The following is a 23,033-nucleotide window of genomic DNA, read 5'->3' on the forward strand; positions in this document are numbered from 1 at the left end:
TCCTGTAAAAAGAATATATAAGTTAGAGAGATGTATCATATCATGTATGTTAGCACAGCTACTGTACCAGTTAGTGATGAAGAGCTGAGAGCTATGGTTACCCAATACCGTAACAACAATAAACGGGATGGTATTACAGGCATTTTACTCTATAGTGGCGATCATTTATTCAGGAGATAGAAGGAGAAGAAAGAGCTATAAAATTACTTTTTGAAAAAATAACGAAGGACTTTCATCATATTAACCTTATTAAGCTGGCGGACGGAGAGATACATGAAAGGCTGTTTTCAGATTGGCTAATAGGTTTTAAAGTCATCTCAAAAGAAGAGTTTGCTCATTTTGAAGGATACACCAACCCAACGAGTGAAAGTTTCTTGAACTCGCTTCCAGATAAAGATGAGGACTCCGTAGTAACTATTCTGAAGCAATTTGTAGAGCATAATATAAGGAGCATAAATACTATTTAACACTTGCTGTAAAAGTGTTGATAGCAAAAACAAAAGCCCTAATGTTTTGCATGTACATTAGGGCTTTAGCAGGAGCCTGCAATCTGCTAAGACTGTAAGCTTAAGCTTCTCGAATAATTTATAATATTATTTACCGAGCGGTCCGTCGGAGCTTTCACCACACCATCAAGCAGGTGCTGAATTAGTAGCAATTCTGAGCAGCATTCTGCCAGCTCATCATCTTGCATTAGCGATTTCTCCAGTTGTTCGCACACATCTTCGGCCAATTCATCATAGACATACTGGATCAATTCATTCTGAGTAGAGGTTTTTATCATAGACAATATTACTTTTTTGCATCTTTTTCCTCAGGTTAATAAGCGCGTAGCGCATACGACCCAAAGCCGTGTTGATGCTCACTCCAGTTGCCTCAGCTATCTCCTGAAAGCTCATGTCTGCGTAATGGCGCATCATAAGCACCTCACGCTGCGTTTGTGGCAGCGCCTGGATAAGCTCGCGCAAGCGGGCATGTGTATCCTCTTTTATTTGTAAAGACTCTACAGAGTCTTCAGCAAACGACAAAGTGTTAAACACATTATTCCCATCTTCCAGAGTGATAATCGGGCTTCGTTTCTCTTTACGGAAAAAGTCGATTGCCAAGTTATGGGCAATACGGCATATCCAGGAAGAGAATTTGCCTTCTTCGTTATAACGACCGCTCTTCATTGTATGGACTGCTTTTATAAAAGTGTCCTGCAATAAATCTTCAGCCGTATACGAATCTTTTACAATCAGCAAGATCGTGGTGAATACTTTGTTCTTGTGTCTGTTTACTAGTTGTTCAAACGCATTTTCATTACCTGCGATATAGAGCGAGACTAAAGCAGAGTCGCTCAGCTGGGTAGTTGTATTCATCTTAAAGCTACATTAGGTTAAACGTAGAGCTTTATATCATATTGTTGCGTTTACTAGTTTGAACAAAGTTTTTTTAGAAGTGTAAATCAAATATAGGTAAAGCTTTCCTACTGTGCAATAGCTTTTGGTTTATCAAAATAAAAAATATTCAAATATTGTACCAACAGCATTTTTTTCTTCGTTAAAGGTTTCCTCAAAGCTTTGGATATGTTGAAGGTTTTTACAATAGAGGCTTTGGCAGCCATGTATTCTCTTTGAAAAAGTTTACTTTAAATAAAAGCTTCCTCAGCAGTTATGTTTTAAGCCAGCATATGGGCTCGGTGAGAACAGGTTCTTTTATTGTTGATCGGTCACTATACTAAATAAGCCTAACTTCATCTGAAAAATGCGCGCAATGCTACTTGCTCTGAATTTGGTGTCCTCGGCTTTTGGTCCTTTGAACAGTTTATCTACAGTACTAGTAAATAAACTGACCCAGCGGTTAAAATGAGTTTGCTCAATAGGTAGTCTAAGGTGTTTCGGAAACGGCTGCCCCTTATAAGCCGTGCTTCCAAACAAAACTGAGCTCCAGAAGGTGTACATAACAGGCAGGTGACGTTCCCAGTTTACCTGGGCAAACTCGTTGAACACAGGCGCAAGCAGTTCATCGTTGTTTACGTTACTGTAAAATGTGTCAACCAAAAGCTTAATATCAGCTTCATTCTCAATATCTTTAAACATGTTTTTCTGTGTTATTTAAGCAGCACCATTTTAAAATTGGTTGCGGCTATTAAGCTGTGTAGTACATTGGCAGGTATGCGGAAAACCTGCCCCGCTTTTAAGGTTTGCGCAGCGCCATCAAGTACAAAGTTACATTCTCCTTCCAGTATAAGTATGAACACGTCTTGTTTTGCTTTATGTGCTTTAAGTTCCTGCCCTTCAGAAAAGGCAAAAATGATGGCTTTTTGCTTCTCGTTCTCTAAAATAGTTTTACTCTGAAAGTTTTCCTGATTATAACTTATCTGACTTGCTATGTCTTCCATTTTTCTTTGCTTTCTGAGTTCTCCAGTAGTTTTGCTTTCTACGAAGCAAGATTAGCCATAAAGATCGTCCGGAAAAATGACATTTGTCATGCCTGTCAAAGTTTAAGAAGCCTTATCGTAAGATTGGTGCAGCGGTGTTAGAGAAACAGGCGGGCATAAAAAATCCTTCGAAAGAGCTAAGGAATCTTACCGAAGGATGGGTTTACAATATAGCCGATCAAGCTTTTACTTTATTTTCTGCTGTAACCTTTAAGGCGGTTTAATATTAACAGCAGGCGCCGGTTAATTTCGCGCTCTTCCACTGGCGTACACTGTGCCGTAATATTGTGAGGCTTCTCCAGCTTTTTCTCTACTGATTTCAGGTGGTCCAGGTAGCACTCTAGTGTGGTGCAGGAGATATTCTTCAGAGACGAGTCGAGATCATAATCTGTGCCCTTCTCTTGCTTATACTTGAGGTTTATGGCTTTATTGATCTCTGTATTAATCATTGTGGTTAGATCTGCATCTGTTGTGATTTCCTGCTGGTACACCTTTCTCTCAATGTTCTCCAGTAGACTTCTGATGTCCAGTTCTTTCATATACAAGGTTTTTTTAGTGAATAGTTATAAATAAAAATAGTATAATTCAATTAACGCGTGTTTTAGCTAAGTGTTTATCAATAATAGTATGTTTAAAGTAATGATAATGTCTATGTTTTAATCATAACATAAATGTAATATGTTAGCTACATTCTGTTTATGTCACAAGATGAATAACTGACTTGCGACTGCACAGAAAAATGTTTCCTCCAAAAAAGTTATACCTTTAAATGTGCGGCGGTGTTACGGGATGAAGCAAAAAATATAAATATAGAAGTGTTACCAGTAGTTCATAATGGTAAAGCCTCGGGAAAATACGAAGGTTTAAGAATAACAAAAATAGCTTACCAATGAGCACAATGCTTTGTGCCAATAAACACAAAGCATTGTGCTCATTGGTAAAAAGTTTATTGCCAGCTGATTGTTGAGCAGGATTGGAAGCTGCTGGCCTTTGTACAGTTGGGTAAGAACGTTTAGCTGCAGAGGCGAAAGCAGATATGCCATATAAAGGCTCTCATTTAGCGTTGCTTTTGCAACTGTTAGTAACTGGTCCTCAAACCAGCTTTTGTTAATTAAATTCGAATTGTTGCACAGTCGGTTATCCTCTAGCCAGTAGTAAGATTTGTGCTCACCTGCCACATTTAGCCTTCCGCAAATTCAGAAAGTTCCACATTTCTCTTCCACCTACGGAAAAGTACGTCTGAGTCTGTCCGATAAGCAGTGCTTAGGAAAGGGAGTTCAACTTTATCTATAGTTTCCATATATATAGTGTTTAATATTTCTTTATCAGAGACATTAAATATGTAGCCCTGTCAGATTACAGTACAACAGGATTAAAAAAGTGGTAGAATAGAATAATGGTAAGCGTGAAAATTTTAAAAGGAGTGCTATTTAATCAGCAACAGTTCGTACTACAGAAGTTACTGTAATGTGATATAACAAGGAATGCTTGCAAAGTGGTTTCTTAAGGTAAAGATAAAATTATTTATCGGGAGATTAAAAAAATCATCTGAAGACTTTGCTGTAGCTTTGTGGCAGAGTAGACTTTCGACTAGTAAAAATAAAATCTAAATGAATAAAAAAGGCGCTCGTTCACACGACCCTTATGCCGTGTTAAGAATAGCTGAGTTCAGGCTGTATGTTTCGGCAAGGTTGTGTATAACGCTTGCTATGCAGATACAGGCGGTAATTGTGGGTTGGCAGATCTATGATATTACCAGAGATGCCTTATCACTGGGTCTTATAGGCTTAGCAGAGGCTATTCCTTCTATTATTGTGTCGTTATATGCAGGTTACCTGGCTGATATAATGCCCCGCAAGAAGATTATTATGGCGGTTATATCGGTACTGATGCTATGTTCAGCCACATTGCTTTTTTTTACGACAGATATGAGCCATGTGCTAGCAAGCTATGGAGCGGGACCAATTTATGGTGTTATCTTTCTGAGTGGTATTGCCAGAGGATTTATGGGGCCGGCTGTATTTTCTTTTATGCCGCAATTGGTCGCCAACAAGCAGCTGTATACCAATGCTATTACCTGGAGTAGTACTACCTGGCAGGCTGCGTCAGTGGCAGGCCCTGCCCTAGGAGGCCTGATCTATGGTTTTTGGGGCATTACGGTTTCTTATGCTACAGATGCTGTACTTGTGTTGCTGGCTTTGGTATTGTTTTCACTGATCGGTGCCAAACCCTTACCTGAGAATATTAACCCGCAGAACATGAAAGAGAGCTTACGCTCCGGTATTAAGTTTGTGTTTGGAAACCAGATCATCCTTAATGCTATATCGCTGGATTTGTTTGCAGTACTGTTTGGTGGTGCAGTGGCTCTGCTGCCTATTTTTGCTTATGATATTCTGAACATGGGGCCACAGGCGCTTGGCTTTATGCGTGCAGCTCCGGCTATTGGTTCTGTGTCGATGGCTTTAATTATGGCATATTACCCTATTACGGTTAATGCCGGAAAGAAAATGCTGCTTTGTGTGGCAGGGTTTGGCGCGTGTATCGTTTTGTTTGGGCTGTCCACCAATTTCTGGTTTTCGATAGTTCTATTAGCGGTCAGTGGCGCTTTTGATAGCATTAGTGTCATTATCCGCTCTACTCTCATACATACCTTAACACCAGAGTACATGAAAGGGCGGGTGTCTTCTGTAAACAATATCTTTGTAGGCTCATCTAACGAAATAGGTGCGTTTGAGTCAGGCTTTACAGCCAAGTTAATGGGGGTAGTGCCAGCCGTAGTGTTCGGAGGTGTCATGACCATGGTAGTAGTAGGGATAACGGCATTGAAAGCTGATAAGCTTCGCAAACTGAACCTTACATCAGATATGGAGCCGGCTGTGTAGCAAAAAGAAGAGGTATATATAAACCAAAAGCCCGTCCTGCTTATAGCAAGCAGGACGGGCTTTTGGTTTCAAGTACTAGGTCAGGTTACTGGGCAACCTCTTTTTTTGCTTTCTGAGCTGCTTTGTTCACCTCTTTATGAGGGCGGCTGTTGCCGTAAGAGCCCTTCGTGATCTTTCCTTTTTTTGTTTTTCTATCTCCTTTTCCCATAAAATTAACTAGTTAAAATGAATTTGAACTTATAACTCCCATACGGGTAAAGCTGAACTGCAGATATACTAACGCTTACTCCTGCTGCTCTATTGCTAATTTACAGAAATGTGTCTGTAAAAGAAAATGATTGCTATTGTATCTGAATGTTAGCAGAATTCCTTCTCAACTCCTGCACATTCTGCCTCGTCTGCTGTAACAATCTCCTTCTAAATGAGGTTGAAAGTCTGTATCTTTGCAGATTAATTTAACTACAAGTATAGAAGCTTTCACAGGCAAAGCGTATAGCTTTAACTAGAGAAGGCATTGGCTTATGGCAAACATTCCTGAATATAATTTCGACGAACTAGACGCTCGTCAAAACATCATCATAAAAGGGGCTCGGGTACATAACCTTAAAAACCTGAGTGTGGCACTTCCCCGAAACAAATTTATCGTTATTACTGGTCTTTCTGGTTCTGGTAAATCTTCGCTTGCTTTTGATACATTGTATGCCGAGGGGCAACGCATGTATGTAGAAAGCTTAAGCTCTTACGCACGTCAGTTTCTGGGTCGTATGGACAAGCCTGATGTGGATTATATCAAAGGTATCAGCCCGGCTATTGCGATAGAGCAAAAAGTGAGCATAAAGAATAACCGCTCTACCGTAGGTACCAGCACAGAGATTTATGATTATCTGAAACTGCTTTACGCCCGCATCGGCAAAACATATTCACCTGTTTCTGGTGAGGTGGTGCAGAAAGATACAGTGACAGATGTCGTAAACTTTATATTTTCCCTGGAGGATGAGGCAAGAGTAATGATCTTGGCTCCGCTGCACCGGCACGAAGACAGAACACTGGAAAAGGAACTGGGCTTGTTGCTGCAGAAAGGCTATTCCCGTATTTACTCCGATGGCGATGTCTTATTTATTGAGGAATTGCTGGAGCAAAAGAAGCCCAAATTGGGTAAAAGTACTTTCATTCTGATAGATCGTGCGGTTATTTATAAAAATGACGAAGACCTGCAGTTCCGTATTGCAGACTCAGTGCAGACAGCTTTTTTTGAAGGGCAGGGTGAATGCCGTGTATTATATGGAGAGGAGGAACGTGTGTTCTCTGACAGGTTTGAGTTGGATGGAATAGTGTTTGAAGAACCCTCCGTTAACTTCTTTAGCTTTAATAATCCTTATGGTGCCTGCCAGACCTGCGAAGGCTTTGGAAGTGTTTTAGGTATTGATCCTGACCTTGTAATACCAGATAAGAGCCTGACAGTTTATGAAGGAGCTATTGCCCCCTGGCGAAGCGATAAGATGAACGAGTGGCTACAGCCCTTGGTTAAGAACGGCATCCGCTTCGACTTTCCGATTCATCGCCCTTACAACGAACTGACAGAGGCAGAGCAGGAACTGCTCTGGACGGGCAACAAGTATTTCGAAGGCCTTAACGATTTCTTCAAGCATATACAGGCACAGACGCATAAAATTCAGTACCGTGTGATGCTGTCGCGCTACCGTGGGCGTACTGCCTGCCCTGAGTGTAGAGGCTCACGCTTGCGCAAAGATGCCAGCTACGTAAAAGTCAACGGCAAGAGCATTACTGACCTGGTGCTGATGCCGATTACGCAGGTGCTGCCTTTTTTTCAGAATATACAGCTAACAGAGCATGAACAGGGGGTAGCAGAGCGATTGGTCACAGAAGTGACGAACCGCCTGAGTTACCTGGAGCGTGTAGGGCTAGGCTATCTTACCCTTAACCGTTTGTCTAATACCTTATCTGGTGGTGAGAGCCAGCGTATTAATTTGGCTACATCGTTGGGTAGTGCGTTAGTGGGCTCTATGTACATTTTAGATGAGCCAAGCATAGGCTTGCACCCAAAAGACTCTGAGCAGCTGATTGGTGTGTTGCGTTCGTTACAGCAAATTGGTAATACAGTAATTGTAGTAGAGCATGAAGAGGAAATGATGCGTGCAGCCGACCAACTCATTGATATTGGCCCGGAAGCAGGTTCTGGCGGTGGTAACCTAATGTTTCAGGGTACTTTTGATGAACTAATGAAATCTGCCGCTACCTACACTGGCAAGTATCTGAGTGGCAAAATGGAAGTGTCGGTACCGGCGCAGCGTCGTAAGTGGCGTAACGCGATAGAGGTTACGGGAGCCCGTGAAAACAACCTGAAAAACCTGTCAGTAAAGTTTCCGCTGGAGGTAATGACAGTGGTGACAGGTGTGAGTGGTTCCGGTAAATCGACCTTAATTAAAAAGATACTGTATCCGGCTATGCAGAAGTTACACGGTGCCACAGCCGAGGCTACCGGTAAATTTGATAAACTGCAAGGGGACTATAATAAAATTGAGCACGTAGAGTTCGTGGACCAGAATCCGATTGGTAAGTCTTCACGCTCAAATCCAGTAACTTATGTAAAGGCTTACGATGCTATCAGGGCGCTGTACGCTGATCAGCCCTTAGCCAAGTCACGTGGGTTTAAGCCTTCACATTTCTCTTTCAATATAGAAGGAGGCCGGTGTGAAGTTTGCCAGGGAGAAGGACAGGTGAAAATTGAGATGCAGTTTATGGCCGACATCTACCTGACCTGTGAAAGCTGCCACGGGCAACGCTTTAAGCAAGATGTGCTTGATGTGAAGTACAAAGACAAGAGCATCTCTGATGTACTTGATATGACCATTGCCGATAGTATAGACTTCTTTGCCGATCAGCCTAAAATTGTGGAGAAACTTAAGCCTCTGAACGATGTAGGCTTAGGTTATATTCGCTTAGGGCAGTCCAGCAATACTTTGTCGGGTGGAGAGGCGCAGCGTGTAAAGCTGGCATCTTTCCTGACTAAAGGAGCGCAGCCGCACCAGGAGAATATACTGTTCATTTTTGATGAACCAAGTACCGGCCTTCATTTCCATGACATCAGTAAACTGCTTACGTCCATCAATGCTCTTATTGAGAATGGCAATACCGTTGTGATTATTGAGCACAACATGGACATTGTAAAGTGTGCCGACTGGATTATAGATTTAGGTCCTGAAGGTGGTACTAACGGTGGGCATCTGTTATTCGAAGGTACACCAGAAGATATGGTGAAGCTGGAGGGTAATGATACAGCCAGGTTCTTGAAAGGAAGATTATAGGACGTACGAAGAATTAAAGTTATGGTGCCTGCGGCTTTTACTTTATAGCATCAGTTTGTATCATTCGAAGGGAGTTTGGGATTGCTGCTTCCTTTTTAGTTTCGCTATAAATAGCTACTCGGTTGAATAAATATCTGTACAGAAACACATGGCTCTTAACAGCTGTAGAATTACTGAGCTGCTAACAGGCATGAAGCATGACAAAGGTGCTGCTGTATGGAAGCAGAAGCGTGAGAAAGTAATTGTATAAATAAGGAGGGACCAGGGCTTTTAGGCTCGGTATTGAGGCAGCTTTTTGCCTGAGATAAACTACCTTATTGTCTAAATTGCAAATAGTACGTACAGCTCAAATCAGAAATTAGTAAATTGCCGTTGAGGTAGCTTAGACTGTGAAAGAAACTCAAGATTTAATAACAAATACATAAAACATGAGAAAGAAAATCGTTGCAGGTAACTGGAAAATGAATAAAACCTATGAGGAGGCGCTTTCACTGGTATCAGAAATTGATAACATGGTGAAAGACGAGGTAAATAATGACGTGACTGTAATTGTGACACCTCCTTTCCCGTACTTGCAAAGCGTAAGCAAATTAACGCAAGGCAACGATAAAATGCATCTGGCTGCTCAGGACGTAAGCGAGCATGAAAGTGGAGCCTATACTGGTGATATTTCAGCTGCTATGCTAAAGTCGGTAGGAGCAGAATACGTGATTATCGGCCACAGCGAGCGCCGTATGTACCATCACGAAGATGCACAGGTGCTTTATCAGAAAATGAAAGTTGCCTTAAAGCATGGTTTAAAGCCAATTTTCTGCTGTGGAGAGCCACTGGAAGAGCGTGATGCAGAGCGCCATTTTGAGTATGTGGGCCAGCAGTTGAAAGACAGCGTTTCTTACCTAAGCAACGAAGAGTTTGATCAGATTGTAATTGCCTATGAACCAATCTGGGCTATCGGTACTGGTAAAACAGCAAGTGCAGAACAGGCACAGGAAATGCATGCCTTCATTCGTGAGCAACTGTCGCGTATGTTTGATGCAAAAGCTGCTTTTAACTGTACTATACTGTATGGCGGTAGCTGCAACCCTGGCAATGCTAAAGAAATTTTCTCTAAAGAAGATGTTGACGGAGGCTTGATTGGAGGGGCTTCGCTTAAGTCCAGAGACTTTACCGATATCATCAAATCTTTTTAAAAAAGAAGAAAATTAAATGCAGGCTACTGGTGGAGACATTAGTAGCCTTCTTTTTTATAAGCTATAAGCTAAAACAGCTCAACCTTTAGCGGCGTTTTTACGTGAGCACAAGCGGCTTTTCCAAATCATCCTTCCTGTGCTTTAACATATTATTTCGGGCCTGGAAAATCAGTTTAAGGGGGAGATAGCTGAAAAATACATGATGGTTGAATAATGGAAGTTTACTGTAGTGATCTGCTTTTGCAGGGGGAGGTGGAGCTTATTAGCTGGCAAAAGAAACAAAAAGGCTGCTGATATAAATTAATCGGCAGCCTTTTTGTTTATAGCTTATCGTTATATTTGAGTAAATTTTAATTTTATGTCTATTATCTTCTCTCTTTTGCTGGCGTTGGCCCCATTCTTTTCAACATTAAATTCTAATAATGCGTCTGCCTCTGAGCCAGTAGTTGTGGAAAAAGGTTTCTGTAGAATTTATGGAGCAGTGTATCTTGAGCGGGATCCTAAGTACAGGAATACTGCTGCTTATACCGTTTTCCTGAATGACGATGAGGCTTTTGCCAATATGATTGTGTACAAGGAGAAGAACAAGCTGTTTGCCGATAACACAGCAATTTGGTACCTTACTCCAAAGAAAGCGTTTGCAGACCACATTTTATATGTAACGGATAAACGTAACTTAGCAGACTTTACGGTGCATTTTACCGACGTGCGCTCTTACGCTACTTGCCGCGAATAACTATTACCATGGATTTTATAGAAGTAACTTTAAAAGTAAACGCAGATTTTGCGGATATACTTATTGCCGAGCTTGGAGAGCTGGGTTGTGATGCCTTTGTGGAAACAGAAGATGGCTTTAGCGCCTACATGGACGAAGACAAATACTCGGAGGAGGCACTGGAAGAGACCTTAAACCGCTATGCTGATTTTGTGCAGGTGGATTATACGGTGCAAAAAATAGAGCGCCAGAACTGGAACGAAGAGTGGGAACGTAATTTTGAACCTTTGTTTATTGACGGACAGGTTTCAGTAAGAGCCTCTTTTCATCCAAAACCTGAAGAAGCAAAGTATGATATTGTTATCAACCCAAAGATGTCTTTCGGTACAGGTCACCACGAAACCACTACCCTCATGATCGAGAACCAGCTGACGCTGGATCACCAGGGCAAGCGGGTACTGGATATGGGCTGTGGTACTGGTATTCTGGCTATAATGGCCGCAGAACTAGGTGCTTCAGAAATTGTAGCTGTGGAAATTGAAGACTGGACTGTGGAAAATGCCCGTGAAAATGCAGAGCTAAATAACTATCCTGCTATTGATGTGCGTTTAGGTGGTGCTGAGACGGTTGAAGGAGAAAAGCCTTTCGATGTTATACTAGCCAACATAAACCGGAACGTTCTATTGGAAGACATGCCTGCTTATAAAGCTGTGTTAAAGCAAAAAGGGTGGCTGCTGTTAAGCGGTTTTTATACAGAAGATTTGCCGATACTCCAGGAGCGAACCGCAGAATTAGGACTAACTTATATTTCGCACCGGGTAAAGAATAATTGGGTGTCAGCTATTTTTACATCACATTAACAAACTTGCCTATGAAACGGATTTTACCCATACTGCTTTTTTTTTCGATTCTTACGGCACAGGCCCAGACGAAACTTTCTGAGAACCCTGATGAATTTGTAGCAGATGTGAGAGCAATGCTGTTAGCGGGTAAAGTTGAAAATGCTGAAAAACTTTCCGCTGAACTGGAGGCTGCCTGGAGTAGTGGTAAGCTTACTGCTAAACAGCAGAAAGAGGTTGTAAATATCTCTCAAAGCATGTACCGCAAGCGCATGAGCGTTAATCCGCATTTTGTGCAGTTCTTTACAATGGTTACAGCGGGTGTTAACAACCAGCATTTAGAGGGAGGTGCATTAGACAACATGCTTCATGTTACTGCTAAAGCTGTTGAACAGGAGAAAGTAAAAAACCTGGAAAAATTTCTGAATACAGCCAGCCTTTATCTAAGTACAAACCGGTTATTTCAGAATTCCTATTATACTCTGAGCAGCGCAGGGGGCAGCTTTAGCTTTGCTTACGAGGGAGAGAGTAAGGTGTCGGAAGAGGAAGCTGAAAGCAAAGACGGGTGGGATACTGCCTTTGAGGATGCTCCTGCTGATGAACAGGAAGAAGAGGATTTGTGGGGAGTTGCTACAAAGGTTCCTCAGAAAGAGGATAAGAAGAGATCAGAGAAGAATAGAAAAGAAACTTTGAAGAAACAGTTTATTCCTGCTTTGCCTGGTGTTTCAGGCCCCGTGTTAAAGCTGGAAAAGGCGACACTTACTTTCGTTACTCCCTGGGATTCTACTTCCGTCGAGGCAACTTCTGGGCAGTTGATGTTAACCAACAATACATTTGTGGGTGAGGGTGGAAAGCTGAACTGGAAGGCTAATGGAGAACCAGCTTCCGCTGAGTTTAATAAGTACAGCTTTAACACTTCTTTTGCTGGTTTTAAGGTGCCAGATGCAATAATTTCCTATCCTGCTGTACTTAATGCTCCCGTAGATGGTGCGCTGGAATGGATCAGTAGCCGGCATAAAACCAGTGAATATCCTTATCCTAAATTCTTTTCTTTCACGAATGATGCAAGCATTAAGACCTTAGGCACTAACATAGCCTATAAAGGAGGGTTTTCGCTTGTTGGCAACACCGTAGGCAGTAAGTCACTGGATAATAGCCTCTCAGAAATTGTGGTGATGCATAATGGGGAACGTAAGTTTCACTCAATGGCCCGAAACTATATTATTACCGATTCGCTTATTCTTGCGAACCGTGCCGCAGTAGCCATTTATCAACAGAAAGACTCTATTACCCACCCGGCTATGCAGTTACGCTTTTCTACTCGCAAGCAGGAACTTGTTTTAACAAAAGATAAAGGGGGATATGCGAACACACCATTTTTTGATACCTACCACAAACTTGAAATTACTGCTGAACGTCTGCATTGGCTCCTGAATGAGCCAACTATAGATTTTTCTATCTTAAACACAAAGACACTGGTCCCATTGCGGCTGGAGTCAACAGGGTATTACTCTGACAACCGTTTTCAACGTCTGATAGGTGTAGCACAGTTTCACCCTCTGCAGGTGCTGGTAAGCTATGCCGTCAAATCGAAGCAAAATGATTTTTATGCTTCTGACGTAGCTAAGTCTACCAAAATTAATGAGTCAGCTTTGAAAGAGGCCGCTATAAACCTCTCCCGGCAAAGCTACTTAGATTATGACCCTGCTAGTGGTTATATTGCTTTAAAACCTAAGGCTTGGCACTACGTCGGTTCCGCCCGCGATTTGAAGGACTATGACCACCTGGTAATAAAGTCTATTGTTCCCTCCGGCAAAAATGCCACCTTAAACTTAGAAGATAATAAGCTAACTGTCCGGGGAGTAGAAAGAGTGGAATTTACCAGAGATTCCTCTATCGTCTACATAAATCCCCGAAGTAAGGAGTTACATATTCTCAATAACCGCGATATAGAGTTTGACGGACAGGTGTATGCCGGTCAGTTGGCTTTTAAAGGTGCTGAGTTTAAGTTTAACTACAACGAGTTTGCTATAGATATGGCTAGCTTGGATACTGTAGCACTAGTACCGAAAAGGAGACGTGTTAAAGATGAAAAGGTTGCAGAACAGGTCTTGACAAGCGGAGGTAGTAAAATGTCAGGTAAACTGTACCTTAACAAGCCCGATAATAAGTCCGGGAAAGAATATTTTCCAGAGTACCCTAAGTTTGATGCTGTTTCAGGTGCACAGGTTGCTTTTGCCCGCCCTGATGTTGCAGGAGGAGCTTACGATAGCACCGTCTATTTCGACTTGCCTCCTTTTAAACTCGATTCTCTAAGCTCTGCAAAAAAGACAGTAAACTTAGACGGTACTTTTAACTCCGGTGGCATTTTTCCGCCAATCAAGGCTAAATTACAGCTAATGCCTGATGAAACCCTCGGCTTCTACTACCAGCCTCCTGCAACTGGTTTGCCAGCGTTTGAGGGTAAAGGAATGGTATTCGATACTATCATGATGGATAGTAAAGGTATTCAGAGCAAGGGAAAAATACAGCACTTAACAGCAACAATAGAAGCCCCGGCCTTTAACTATTACAAGAATGCCGTAACCACAAAAGAAGGTACAAAGGTAACCATAGCAGAGGGAGCATCTGGTGGTACTAATTTTCCTGCAGCTACCCTGAATGGCTTTAATATGAACTGGCGACCACAGGCTGATACCATGTATCTGCAGACATTAGAACAACCAATGCAGCTATACGATGAAGGTCTGACATTTAAAGGCGTGGCAAAGTTGTCGCCCGGAGGTTTATATGGAAGTGGTGAAGTAGAAAACCCGCTGGCGACTGTAACGGCTCCTGATCTGCATTTCGAACAACGCAGTTTTGCTGGTAGCCAGGCTCAGATGTTGATAAAGTCAGATGATGAAAAGTTGCCAGGAGTAAAAGCACAAGGAGTAGCTTTTAACTATGACCTGGTAAAAGGAGTCGTAGACTTTGCTATAGAGCAGAAAGGACAAGCGAGCCTGGAGTTCCCGCAGGCGCAGTACAGAACAAACATGAGCAGTGCCACATTAGACTTTAAAACGCAAAAGGTAAGCTTAAAATCTAATGATACCGGAGGCAAAAACTGGTTCTATTCTTTGCACCCACAACAGGACTCGCTTCGCTTTATGGCAGCTAATGGTTTATATAACCTTAAAAGCAATACCATTGAAGCAAACGGAGTACCTTATATAGCTGTAGGCGATGTGCATGTAGTGCCAGACAGCGGGCATGTGGAAGTTGCTGCTGATGCTACTATTAAAACACTGCGTAACGCTAAAATCATGGCTGATTCTGTGCAGCAATATCACAAGCTTTATGCAGGCAATATTGACATTATATCTCGCAGAGCTTTTAGAGGCGATGCACTGTTAAATTACACAAGTGCCACAGTAGACTCTTTCCAGTTACATTTTGCAGACTTTGTGTATGGTAATCCAGAGGAGAAAAAGAGAGGGAAGAAGAAAGAAGAGTTAGGCTTTACTTCTGCAAAAGCTACCATAGAGGATGCCAAATCGCTTTACATTTTTCCGCGAGTGATGTATAGGGGGCAGGTAACTATGAACTCCAACAACCAGTACATGAACTTCGATGGAGAGTTGAAGCTGAACTTTACCGGCAATGAGGCCGATGCTGATTGGTTCTCTTATAAAAAAGACTCTTTAAACCCTAATAGTTTACGCATTCCACTTGTAGCACCAGTAGCGGCTGATGGAGTGCCTTTGCATACAGGACTTCACGTAGCAAATGGTTCTTCTGAATTGTACAGTACTTTTGTGTCTAAAAAGAAAGCGGAAGACGACCTGGACTTGTTCGTAGTAGATGGGTTGTTGTCTTACAATAAAGAAGCCAGTGAGTTTAAAATAGGTCAGGAAGCCCGTGCTTATGCCGACTCTTACCAGGGGAACGTGCTCACGTACAACGAAGCATCTAACACTGTTCATTTTGAAGGTAAGCTGAACCTGTTAAAAGCAGTGAAAGATTTTATGGTAGAAGCTTCTGGTAGCGGAAGTGCGAGAATAGACAGTAATCGCTATAGCATGGATGCTTTTCTTGCTTTTGACCTGAATGTGCCTAGCCAGGCTTTAGCTTCTATGGCAAGTAGTATTAAGGAAAGTGCAGGAGGCGCCGGCGAGGCAATGGATGCAAGTGAAGCAACTATGTATAAGCTGGCAGCGTTCATCGGCGATAAAGAGGTGCGTAAGTACAAGGAGAGTTCTGCTGTGGAATATGTTCCGTTACCTAATTTGTCTGGCAAGCTGGTGCGTAGCATTATTCTGAACCAGGTAAACCTCCGTTGGTCCGATGCGCGTAAAGCATGGTACAGTGTAGGCAAGTTAAGTATGGCGAGTATGGGCAAAGAAGACATAAATGCGCAACTGGACGGTTACCTGGAAATGCGCCATGATCTGAATGGTGAGCCTGCTGTGAATCTGTATGTGCAGGCTGACCCTTATACGTGGTATTACTTTAGCTTTTTTGAGAACGGCCTGTCCTTGGTTTCCTCTAATGAGAAATTTAATAAAGCTGTAAGCTCTAAGGCGCGAGGAACCAGAGGAATAAAATCCGGCTACGGCATTTATGCAGGTGCTCCGATTGAGAAGAATGAGTTCCTGGACTATTTCCGTAAAGCCTACCTGGATGGGGCAGGAGGTTTTGAGGTAGCTAAAGAACAACCACTGGATGAGCCGACAGACAGGTTTGAGACTTTAGAAGAACAACCCCAAAAGGATAAGAAGAAGAAAAAGAAAAAAGATAAGCAAGATCCGTTTGGTCTTATAGAACAGTAACCAGAAGCCCTAAATACAGCGTATACACTAAAGTAAGGCAAAACTGATACTTGTAAAGTAAATCAAATATTCTATATATTTGAATTGATTGCGACCTTGAATAGGATCTTTTTTGCACTTATTTAAACTTAAAGTGGTTTAAGATCTAAGTTATAAACTCAAAGTAATTAATGAGCATACTTCTGATAGCTATAATGTTTATAGCCGCTTACCTGATTGGCTCTATCTCTACCGCAGTTTGGGTAGGTCAGGCATACTATGGTGTTGATATACGCCAGCATGGGAGTGGTAACTCCGGTGCAACCAACACATTTAGGGTATTAGGTAAAAAGCCTGGTACAGCTGTTATGCTAATCGACATTTTTAAAGGCTGGACAGCCACTTCTCTTGCCGGGTTTCTGATTATTTTTAATGCGATTGAGCCTGATAAACTGGTTGTTTTCCAACTTATTTTAGGCGCTTTGGCTGTTATAGGTCATATTTTCCCGGTTTACGAAAACTTTAAAGGTGGTAAAGGTGTCGCGACTTTGTTAGGTATGATGCTCGCTATACAAACAGAAGTAGCGCTTATGTGTATGGTTATTTTTATTGTGGTATTGCTTACTTCTAAATATGTATCGCTGGGGTCTATGATTGCAGCACTGTCTTTCCCTATTTTGCTGTTACTACCCCGTTTCCAGCCAGATAACCCGATTCTGATCATTTTCGGGTTCATCATTTTTGCTGTGGTGGTACTAACGCACCGTAAAAACATTAACCGCCTGTTGCAAGGCGAAGAAAGTAAAGCCAATATTAAATTAGGACGGAAAAGATGAACCTTGCCTGATTAATTAATCACATCAAGTTAAAAAGCTTAAAAGCCATTCTTCTCTGCAAGGGTGGCTTTTTTTTGTAACTTTAAGCATAACATTCTACCTCATGATGAACGAATACATAACTGAAAACGAAGAACGTTTTGTGTATGAACTGATGGAGATGCTTCGCATCCCGTCGGTAAGTGCCGACCCTAAGTTTAAAATAGATGTGCTGCGGACGGCTGAGTTTGTGAAGCAAAAGCTGGAAGAAGCAGGTGCAGATAACGTTGAATTATGTGAAACGGCTGGTAACCCTATTATTTACGGAGAGAAAATAGTAGGTACTGACCTGCCGACCGTATTGGTATACGGCCACTACGATGTACAGCCAGCTGACCCTTACGAGCTGTGGGACTCGCCTCCCTTTGAGCCTGTAGTAAAAGAAAATAAGATATATGCCCGGGGGGCCTGCGACGATAAAGGCCAGATGTACATGCACGTAAAGGCGTTTGAGGTGATGATGAAAAACGACAGCCTACCTTGTAATGTAAAGTTTATGATTGAGGGTGAGGAGGAAGTTGGCTCTGTGAACCTGGCTACGTTTGTAAGAGATAATAAAGACAGGCTTAAGGGCAATGTTATTCTTATCTCCGATACCAGTATGTTAGGTAACGAGACACCATCTGTTACAACAGGGTTACGTGGCATGAGCTATTTGGAAGTAGAGGTAACGGGGCCTAACCGCGACTTGCACTCAGGTATGTATGGTGGTGCTGTAGCGAACCCTATCAACATATTATGTAAAATGATTGCCTCTTTACATGATGAGCAGAACCACATAACCATTCCGGGTTTTTACGACAATGTAGAGGAGCTAAGTCAGGAAGAACGTAATGAAATGGCACGTGCACCTTTCAGCCTGGATAACTATAAAAAAGCTCTTGACTTAGGCGACGTACACGGCGAAGAAGGGTATAGTACCTTAGAATGTACTTCTATTAGGCCTACCTTAGATGTAAACGGAATATGGGGAGGTTACACCGGAGAAGGAGCTAAAACAGTTATAGCCTCTAAAGCCTATGCTAAAATTTCAATGCGTTTGGTGCCTAACCAATCATCTGAAGAAATTACAAAGAAGTTTCAGAAGCACTTTGAAAGCATTGCGCCTGCCAGTGTTAAAGTTAAGGTTAAGCCGCATCATGGAGGAGAGCCTGTGGTTACTCCAACAGATTCTGTGGCATATCAGGCGGCTGCTAAAGCTTATGAGGAGACTTTTGCTAAAAAGCCTGTACCAGTACGTAGTGGTGGTTCCATTCCTATTGTTGCCATGTTCAAATCAGAGTTGGGGTTGGATTCTGTACTCATGGGTTTTGGTCTTGACTCTGATGCTATTCACTCTCCTAATGAAAGCTTCGGTATCTTTAACTTCCTGAAGGGAATAGAAACAATTCCTTTTTTCTATAAATACTATGCAGAGATGAGTAAATAAGTCCTTTTTCATCTTTAAAAGCCAAAGCCCCAACAATATTACTGTTGGGGCTTTGGCTTTATCTTCACTTCAAGAAGAGAGTCCACGTTTCTTTATTAAAATGAATGAGGCAGCTTAAGTATGGAATTGTCGTAGCCTTTTAGCTAAGTTGCCACAAAGCTAGTACATCAGGTTAGCAGGCTGTTGAGGTGGGCGCAAATAACCAATGGAGAGTTGCCAGGCCATGTTTCGCTGAGTAAGATTTTTTGAGAAACTGCGAAGACCACCGGTGTTACGTACGCTCAGAAAAAAGCCATTGTCCATAATAATACCTACTCCTACAGTATAGCCGTAGTCAAACCGATTAAAGTCGTTTATGCTGTACTCTTGTGGGCCCAGCACGACAGGAGATGAGCTTCCCTGGTTTGTACTACTAAGTCTGTCGGTTTGGCTATACTCGTCTACAAGGTAAGCAACGTAAGGACCTGCTTCTGCAAATAAGCCCCCTTTTCGTATTTTTGCGAGCAAGGGCAGTTCAATATAGCGCAGTCTGATATCCCCATCCATATACTCATCGTCATTTAACGGATAGCCTTCATATACAAAGCCTTTTTCCGCGTAATTTAGCTCTGCCTGCACCGCAAGGGCAGAAACAAATTCATAGCTGTAAATAAATCCGGCATTAAGGCTTGCTATATGCCGGATCTCATCTGATGGGGCATCGCTTCCTACGGCATGTGTAAAGCCCCCACCTACTTTTGCGCCAAAGCGCGTGTATTGTGCCTGAGCTGTTAATAGTGGCAGAAATGTAAGGGCAATGATCGTGATAGTTTTTTTCATAGCTGTGAGTTTCATATAGTGCTTGAGAGCGGGGTTAGTCTAGTACTTTAGTTTACTGCGACAGACGTAAAATTGTTAGACAGGGAAGGAATATAAAGGCACAAAAAAAGCCAGCCTTGCAAAGGCAAGGCTGGCAAAAAATAGCAGAATGGTTATTTTAGTTTGTTATCGTCCGAAGTTATAACCCAGAGTTAACATAAATACCGAGTTTCTGGCATTACTTAAATCGCTTCCTATTTCTCCTTCTTCAAAATCCTCAGGGTTAAAGTCTCCAAAATCGTTGAAGCTGCCATTGTAGCGGACACCAATGCTAAAGCCGGTGGTTGTTGCTAATCCAATACCCGCAGCATAACCTATTTCAAACTTCTTCATGTCGTCTCTGTCTACCTGACTTGTGCTTGATGACTGAAGTTCATCATTTCTATAAAGTTCAGTTTCGTTGTTTACACTAAGCAGGTAAGATGCCTGAGGACCAGCCTCAAAATAAATGGGGCCAGCTTTTATTTTAGCTAAAATAGGCAGGTCTAAATAGTTCATGTTAGTCTTACCTTCACGTCTGTAGGTGTCGTTGATTAAAGGTATTGTGTATTCTTCATCACTGTTTTTATAGCCTTTATTAGAATAAAGTAGCTCTGGCTGAACCGAGAAAAACTCACCTACAATAGGAATGTTATAGGTTAAACCGGCGTGAAAGCCCAACTTGTTCTCAAAAAGGTCTTCATTTTGTAAATCACCCTCCACGTTGGATAGGTTAGCACCTACTCTGATACCCAGACCAGATTGTGCATTTGCTACTGAAGCAGTAGCGATAATAAAAGAGAATACTATAAATAACTTTTTCATAATCTTAATACGTTTGTAGTACATTGATTGTTTAAACAACAATAGTACGGGTACTCAAATTTTTATTTGTTTTAGTTATACAATAGTTTAACTGATTTGAGGGTAAGATGTTGGCCTATGATCGAATATTTTTTTATTATAAGTCGTTTTTCTCTTACTCTCTGGCATGCATGCAACTGATTATATAGCAACAAGTAGGCCAAAATATATTAATAGTTTATATATGGTTATTATATTTAAAGCAAGTGGTGGTGCTTTTAGCTGATCAAAGGAATTACCCGGCACCAGGCCGGGGTTTTGCTTTCATAGTTTGTATCTTGTACTAAGGCGGGTCTATCTGGTTGGCAAGGTAAAACCCAGCGTAAGCAGAAAGACAGAGTTTCTTACGTCAGCACTGTTATCCCCATCATCGTAAAGTTTGGAAAAATCGCCGTTGTAACGTACGCCAAGGCTTAACCCCATTGGTACAGATGTAAGACCAAGCCCGGCTGCGTAACCAACACTGGTGCGCCGAAGGTTATCTATATCATCAAAGTCTATGGAAGTGCTGCCTGTCGGGCTAACTTCAACTTTGTCATTAATACGAAAAGATACCTGAGGGCCAGCCTCAAAATAAATAGGACCAGCATTAATACGAGCCAGTACGGGTACATCGAGATAGTCTACTCTCACTTTAAACAAGTCGTCGTTGTAACTTGCACCTTTCTGAGAGTAAAGAACTTCCGGCTGAATAGAAAAGAATTCCGGTACAATAGGGAAGTTTGCAGTTAAACCAGCATGAAAGCCCCATCTGCTTTCAAAGTCTTCTGAATCATCTCCTTCGAAGCTGGCTATGTTAGCGCCCCCTCTTATACCTATACGTTGTGCTTGTGCCGCAAATGCTGTTAGCAAGGCAAAGGCAAAAAGTAACAGTGTCTTTTTCATAGTTTAAAAGGTTAATCTTAAGACTACAACAAAGCTGTTCATTATTCTTTATTATATATCTGTTTTGGGGTTATTACGGGGCATTCTAATAAAAGTCTAAAAAATAAACTTAAATTTAGTGAGTAACTGGAGTGGCGTGTTGCAATCTTAAAGACAAAAGAAAATAAAAACGGCAGCTGTTTTAGCTGCCGTAGATGCTCTTAATAGTAATTTAACTATATGTTAACAACAGGACGTTCTTAACCTGCCCATCCTTCTCTGTCCAAACTGCGGTATTGTATGGCTTCTGCTAAATGTTCAATTTTAATACTCTCACTATCAGCTAAGTCTGCGATAGTTCTGCTTACTTTTAGTATACGGTCATAGGCACGGGCTGAAAGGCCCAGGCGCTCCATGGCGGTTTTTAATAAAGCTCTTCCGGCTTCATTAATCTGGCAAATATCTTTTACCATTTGGGAGGGCATCATGGCATTTGAGTGAATGTTCGGGAAGTCTTTGAAACGGATTGTCTGTAGTTGGCGTGTACGTACTACCCGCTCCCTAATTGTGCTGCTATCTTCGGCTTTGCGGGTGGCAGTCATCTCGTCAAAAGTGACAGGTGTTACTTCTACATGCAGGTCTATACGGTCCAGTAATGGTCCGCTAACCTTGTTCAGGTAACGCTGTACTATGCCTGGGCCACATACACAGTCCTTCTCCGGATGATTATAATAGCCACACGGACACGGGTTCATGCTTGCTACCAGCATGAAGTTAGCAGGGAAGTCTATGGTTGTTCTGGCCCTGGATATGGTTACACGGCGTTCCTCAAGTGGCTGGCGCATTACCTCCAGCACAGTTCGCTTAAATTCAGGTAGTTCATCTAAAAACAGTACACCATTATGCGATAATGATATCTCACCAGGCTGAGGCATTCCGCCTCCGCCTACCAAGGCAACATCTGATATAGTGTGGTGCGGCGAACGGTACGGGCGATTGGTTAACAAAGAAGCCGATTCTCCAAGTTTTCCGGCAACAGAATGTATTTTAGTAGTTTCTAACGCTTCGTGCATAGATAGTGGCGGCAGAATAGACGGCAGCCGCTTGGCCAACATGGTTTTACCGGCTCCCGGAGGGCCGATCATAATGACATTGTGCCCTCCGGCAGCGGCAATTTCAAGCGCACGCTTAATGTTCTCCTGCCCCTGCACATCGGCAAAGTCAGCCGCATATTGGTCTACTTCGCTCTGGAAAATGTCGCGGGTGTTAATAACCACAGGCTCTATTTCACGCTTCCCGTCTAAAAATTCAATGGCTTCTTTAATATTGCTCACGCCTACTACATCAAGGCTGTTAACAATGGCGGCTTCGGTGGCATTCTGAACAGGAAGTATAAAGCCCTTGAAGCCTTCTTTCCGGGCTTGTATGGCTATAGGCAGTACCCCTTTAATAGGCCTGAGTGAACCATCAAGTGAAAGTTCTCCCATAATCATATATTGCGCAACTTTATTATCTGCCATTTGGCCGGAAGCAGCTAATACACCCATAGCTATTGTCAGATCATAGGCAGAGCCCTCTTTACGTATATCGGCAGGGGCCATATTGATAACTACCTTCTGGCGGGGCATTTTATAACCATACTGCTTTAATGCCGATTCAATGCGCTGTTCGCCTTCTTTCACGGCATTATCCGGTAGGCCTACTAGAAAATATCTGGCACCGGCGCTAACACTAACTTCAACGGTAATAGTATAGGCATTTACGCCTTGTACGGCACTGCCGAACGTCTTAATGAGCATCTAACTATGTCTTTATCTTAGGGGTACAGGTAAATTGTCTTTGGCCGGAACATTGTTATGCATAACAATGTTCCGGCTTGAACTATAGTGCTTCATAATTTTATTGCACTGCATAAGTACTTGAACTTTCTAAAGTACTAAAAAAAGTAGAATAACAAGATACGTACTAACGCTACTAACATTTACTAGGCAGTATGTAAT

Annotated in this window: 18 protein-coding genes and 1 pseudogene; 9 read left to right on the forward strand and 10 right to left on the reverse strand. The window is 42.2% G+C overall.

Annotated elements, in window-relative coordinates:
* Nucleotides 1-42: 42 nt before the first annotated feature.
* Nucleotides 43-467: pseudogene (locus LN995_RS22160) on the forward strand (BLUF domain-containing protein).
* An 86-nt stretch (nt 468-553) separates the two neighbouring features.
* Here LN995_RS22160 and LN995_RS08485 read toward each other — a convergent pair.
* The 5 genes from LN995_RS08485 to LN995_RS08505 all read right to left on the reverse strand — a co-directional run bounded on the left by LN995_RS08485 (nt 554) and on the right by LN995_RS08505 (nt 2,961).
* Nucleotides 554-784, reverse strand: coding sequence for a hypothetical protein (locus LN995_RS08485; protein WP_229960310.1), 231 nt, complete (start codon nt 782-784; stop codon nt 554-556).
* Nucleotides 759-1,361: an RNA polymerase sigma factor gene (locus LN995_RS08490; protein ID WP_229960312.1), complete on the reverse strand. Its 603-nt coding sequence runs from the start codon at nt 1,359-1,361 to the stop codon at nt 759-761. Before LN995_RS08490 ends, LN995_RS08485 begins: the two co-directional genes overlap by 26 nt.
* 336 nt (nt 1,362-1,697) lie before the next feature.
* Nucleotides 1,698-2,081: a group III truncated hemoglobin gene (locus tag LN995_RS08495; RefSeq protein ID WP_229960314.1), complete on the reverse strand. Its 384-nt coding sequence runs from the start codon at nt 2,079-2,081 to the stop codon at nt 1,698-1,700.
* An 11-nt stretch (nt 2,082-2,092) separates the two neighbouring features.
* The gene (locus LN995_RS08500; protein ID WP_229960316.1) at nt 2,093-2,383 is read right to left on the reverse strand and encodes a cupin domain-containing protein; all 291 of its coding nucleotides are present in this window, start codon (nt 2,381-2,383) and stop codon (nt 2,093-2,095) included.
* Nucleotides 2,384-2,613: 230 nt separating this feature from the next.
* The gene (locus tag LN995_RS08505) at nt 2,614-2,961 is read right to left on the reverse strand and encodes a hypothetical protein (RefSeq protein WP_229960318.1); all 348 of its coding nucleotides are present in this window, start codon (nt 2,959-2,961) and stop codon (nt 2,614-2,616) included.
* 1,071 nt (nt 2,962-4,032) lie between these two features.
* Between LN995_RS08505 and LN995_RS08510 the strand changes: the two genes are divergently transcribed.
* Complete coding sequence (locus tag LN995_RS08510; RefSeq protein ID WP_229960320.1) at nt 4,033-5,304, forward strand: MFS transporter; 1,272 nt, start codon at nt 4,033-4,035, stop codon at nt 5,302-5,304.
* Nucleotides 5,305-5,389: 85 nt separating this feature from the next.
* Here the strand turns inward: LN995_RS08510 and LN995_RS08515 are convergent, their stop codons facing one another.
* The gene (locus LN995_RS08515; RefSeq protein ID WP_229960321.1) at nt 5,390-5,512 is read right to left on the reverse strand and encodes a 30S ribosomal protein THX; all 123 of its coding nucleotides are present in this window, start codon (nt 5,510-5,512) and stop codon (nt 5,390-5,392) included.
* Nucleotides 5,513-5,825: 313 nt separating this feature from the next.
* On the opposite strand from LN995_RS08515, the gene uvrA reads away from it, so the two are divergent.
* From uvrA to LN995_RS08550, 7 genes are all read left to right on the forward strand, one after another.
* Entirely contained in the window at nt 5,826-8,630 is a 2,805-nt protein-coding gene (gene uvrA / locus LN995_RS08520) for an excinuclease ABC subunit UvrA (protein ID WP_229960323.1), read from the forward strand.
* A 428-nt stretch (nt 8,631-9,058) separates the two neighbouring features.
* Entirely contained in the window at nt 9,059-9,820 is a 762-nt protein-coding gene (gene tpiA / locus LN995_RS08525) for a triose-phosphate isomerase (protein WP_229960325.1), read from the forward strand.
* A 358-nt stretch (nt 9,821-10,178) separates the two neighbouring features.
* Nucleotides 10,179-10,556: a DUF6150 family protein gene (locus tag LN995_RS08530; protein WP_229960327.1), complete on the forward strand. Its 378-nt coding sequence runs from the start codon at nt 10,179-10,181 to the stop codon at nt 10,554-10,556.
* An 8-nt stretch (nt 10,557-10,564) separates the two neighbouring features.
* Complete coding sequence (prmA, locus tag LN995_RS08535) at nt 10,565-11,395, forward strand: 50S ribosomal protein L11 methyltransferase (RefSeq protein ID WP_229960329.1); 831 nt, start codon at nt 10,565-10,567, stop codon at nt 11,393-11,395.
* 11 nt (nt 11,396-11,406) lie between these two features.
* Nucleotides 11,407-16,185 carry a hypothetical protein gene (locus tag LN995_RS08540; RefSeq protein WP_229960331.1) on the forward strand — a complete coding sequence of 1,593 codons (4,779 nt, stop codon included), beginning with the start codon at nt 11,407-11,409 and terminating at the stop codon, nt 16,183-16,185.
* Nucleotides 16,186-16,355: 170 nt separating this feature from the next.
* Complete coding sequence (plsY, locus tag LN995_RS08545) at nt 16,356-17,000, forward strand: glycerol-3-phosphate 1-O-acyltransferase PlsY (RefSeq protein WP_229960333.1); 645 nt, start codon at nt 16,356-16,358, stop codon at nt 16,998-17,000.
* Between the two features lie 106 nt (nt 17,001-17,106).
* The gene (locus LN995_RS08550) at nt 17,107-18,468 is read left to right on the forward strand and encodes a dipeptidase (RefSeq protein ID WP_229960384.1); all 1,362 of its coding nucleotides are present in this window, start codon (nt 17,107-17,109) and stop codon (nt 18,466-18,468) included.
* A 159-nt stretch (nt 18,469-18,627) separates the two neighbouring features.
* Here LN995_RS08550 and LN995_RS08555 read toward each other — a convergent pair whose 3' ends face one another.
* The 4 genes from LN995_RS08555 to LN995_RS08570 form a co-directional block, all read right to left on the reverse strand.
* Nucleotides 18,628-19,287, reverse strand: a complete 660-nt coding sequence (locus LN995_RS08555) for a porin family protein (RefSeq protein WP_229960335.1) — start codon at nt 19,285-19,287, stop codon at nt 18,628-18,630.
* A gap of 165 nt (nt 19,288-19,452) precedes the next feature.
* Nucleotides 19,453-20,130, reverse strand: a complete 678-nt coding sequence (locus LN995_RS08560) for a porin family protein (RefSeq protein ID WP_229960337.1) — start codon at nt 20,128-20,130, stop codon at nt 19,453-19,455.
* A gap of 333 nt (nt 20,131-20,463) precedes the next feature.
* Nucleotides 20,464-21,054, reverse strand: a complete 591-nt coding sequence (locus LN995_RS08565; RefSeq protein ID WP_229960339.1) for a porin family protein — start codon at nt 21,052-21,054, stop codon at nt 20,464-20,466.
* 239 nt (nt 21,055-21,293) lie between these two features.
* Nucleotides 21,294-22,832, reverse strand: a complete 1,539-nt coding sequence (locus LN995_RS08570; protein WP_229960341.1) for a YifB family Mg chelatase-like AAA ATPase — start codon at nt 22,830-22,832, stop codon at nt 21,294-21,296.
* Nucleotides 22,833-23,033: the final 201 nt, after the last annotated feature.

The sequence above is a fragment of the Pontibacter silvestris genome, from assembly GCF_020907275.1.
GTDB lineage: Bacteria > Bacteroidota > Bacteroidia > Cytophagales > Hymenobacteraceae > Pontibacter > Pontibacter silvestris.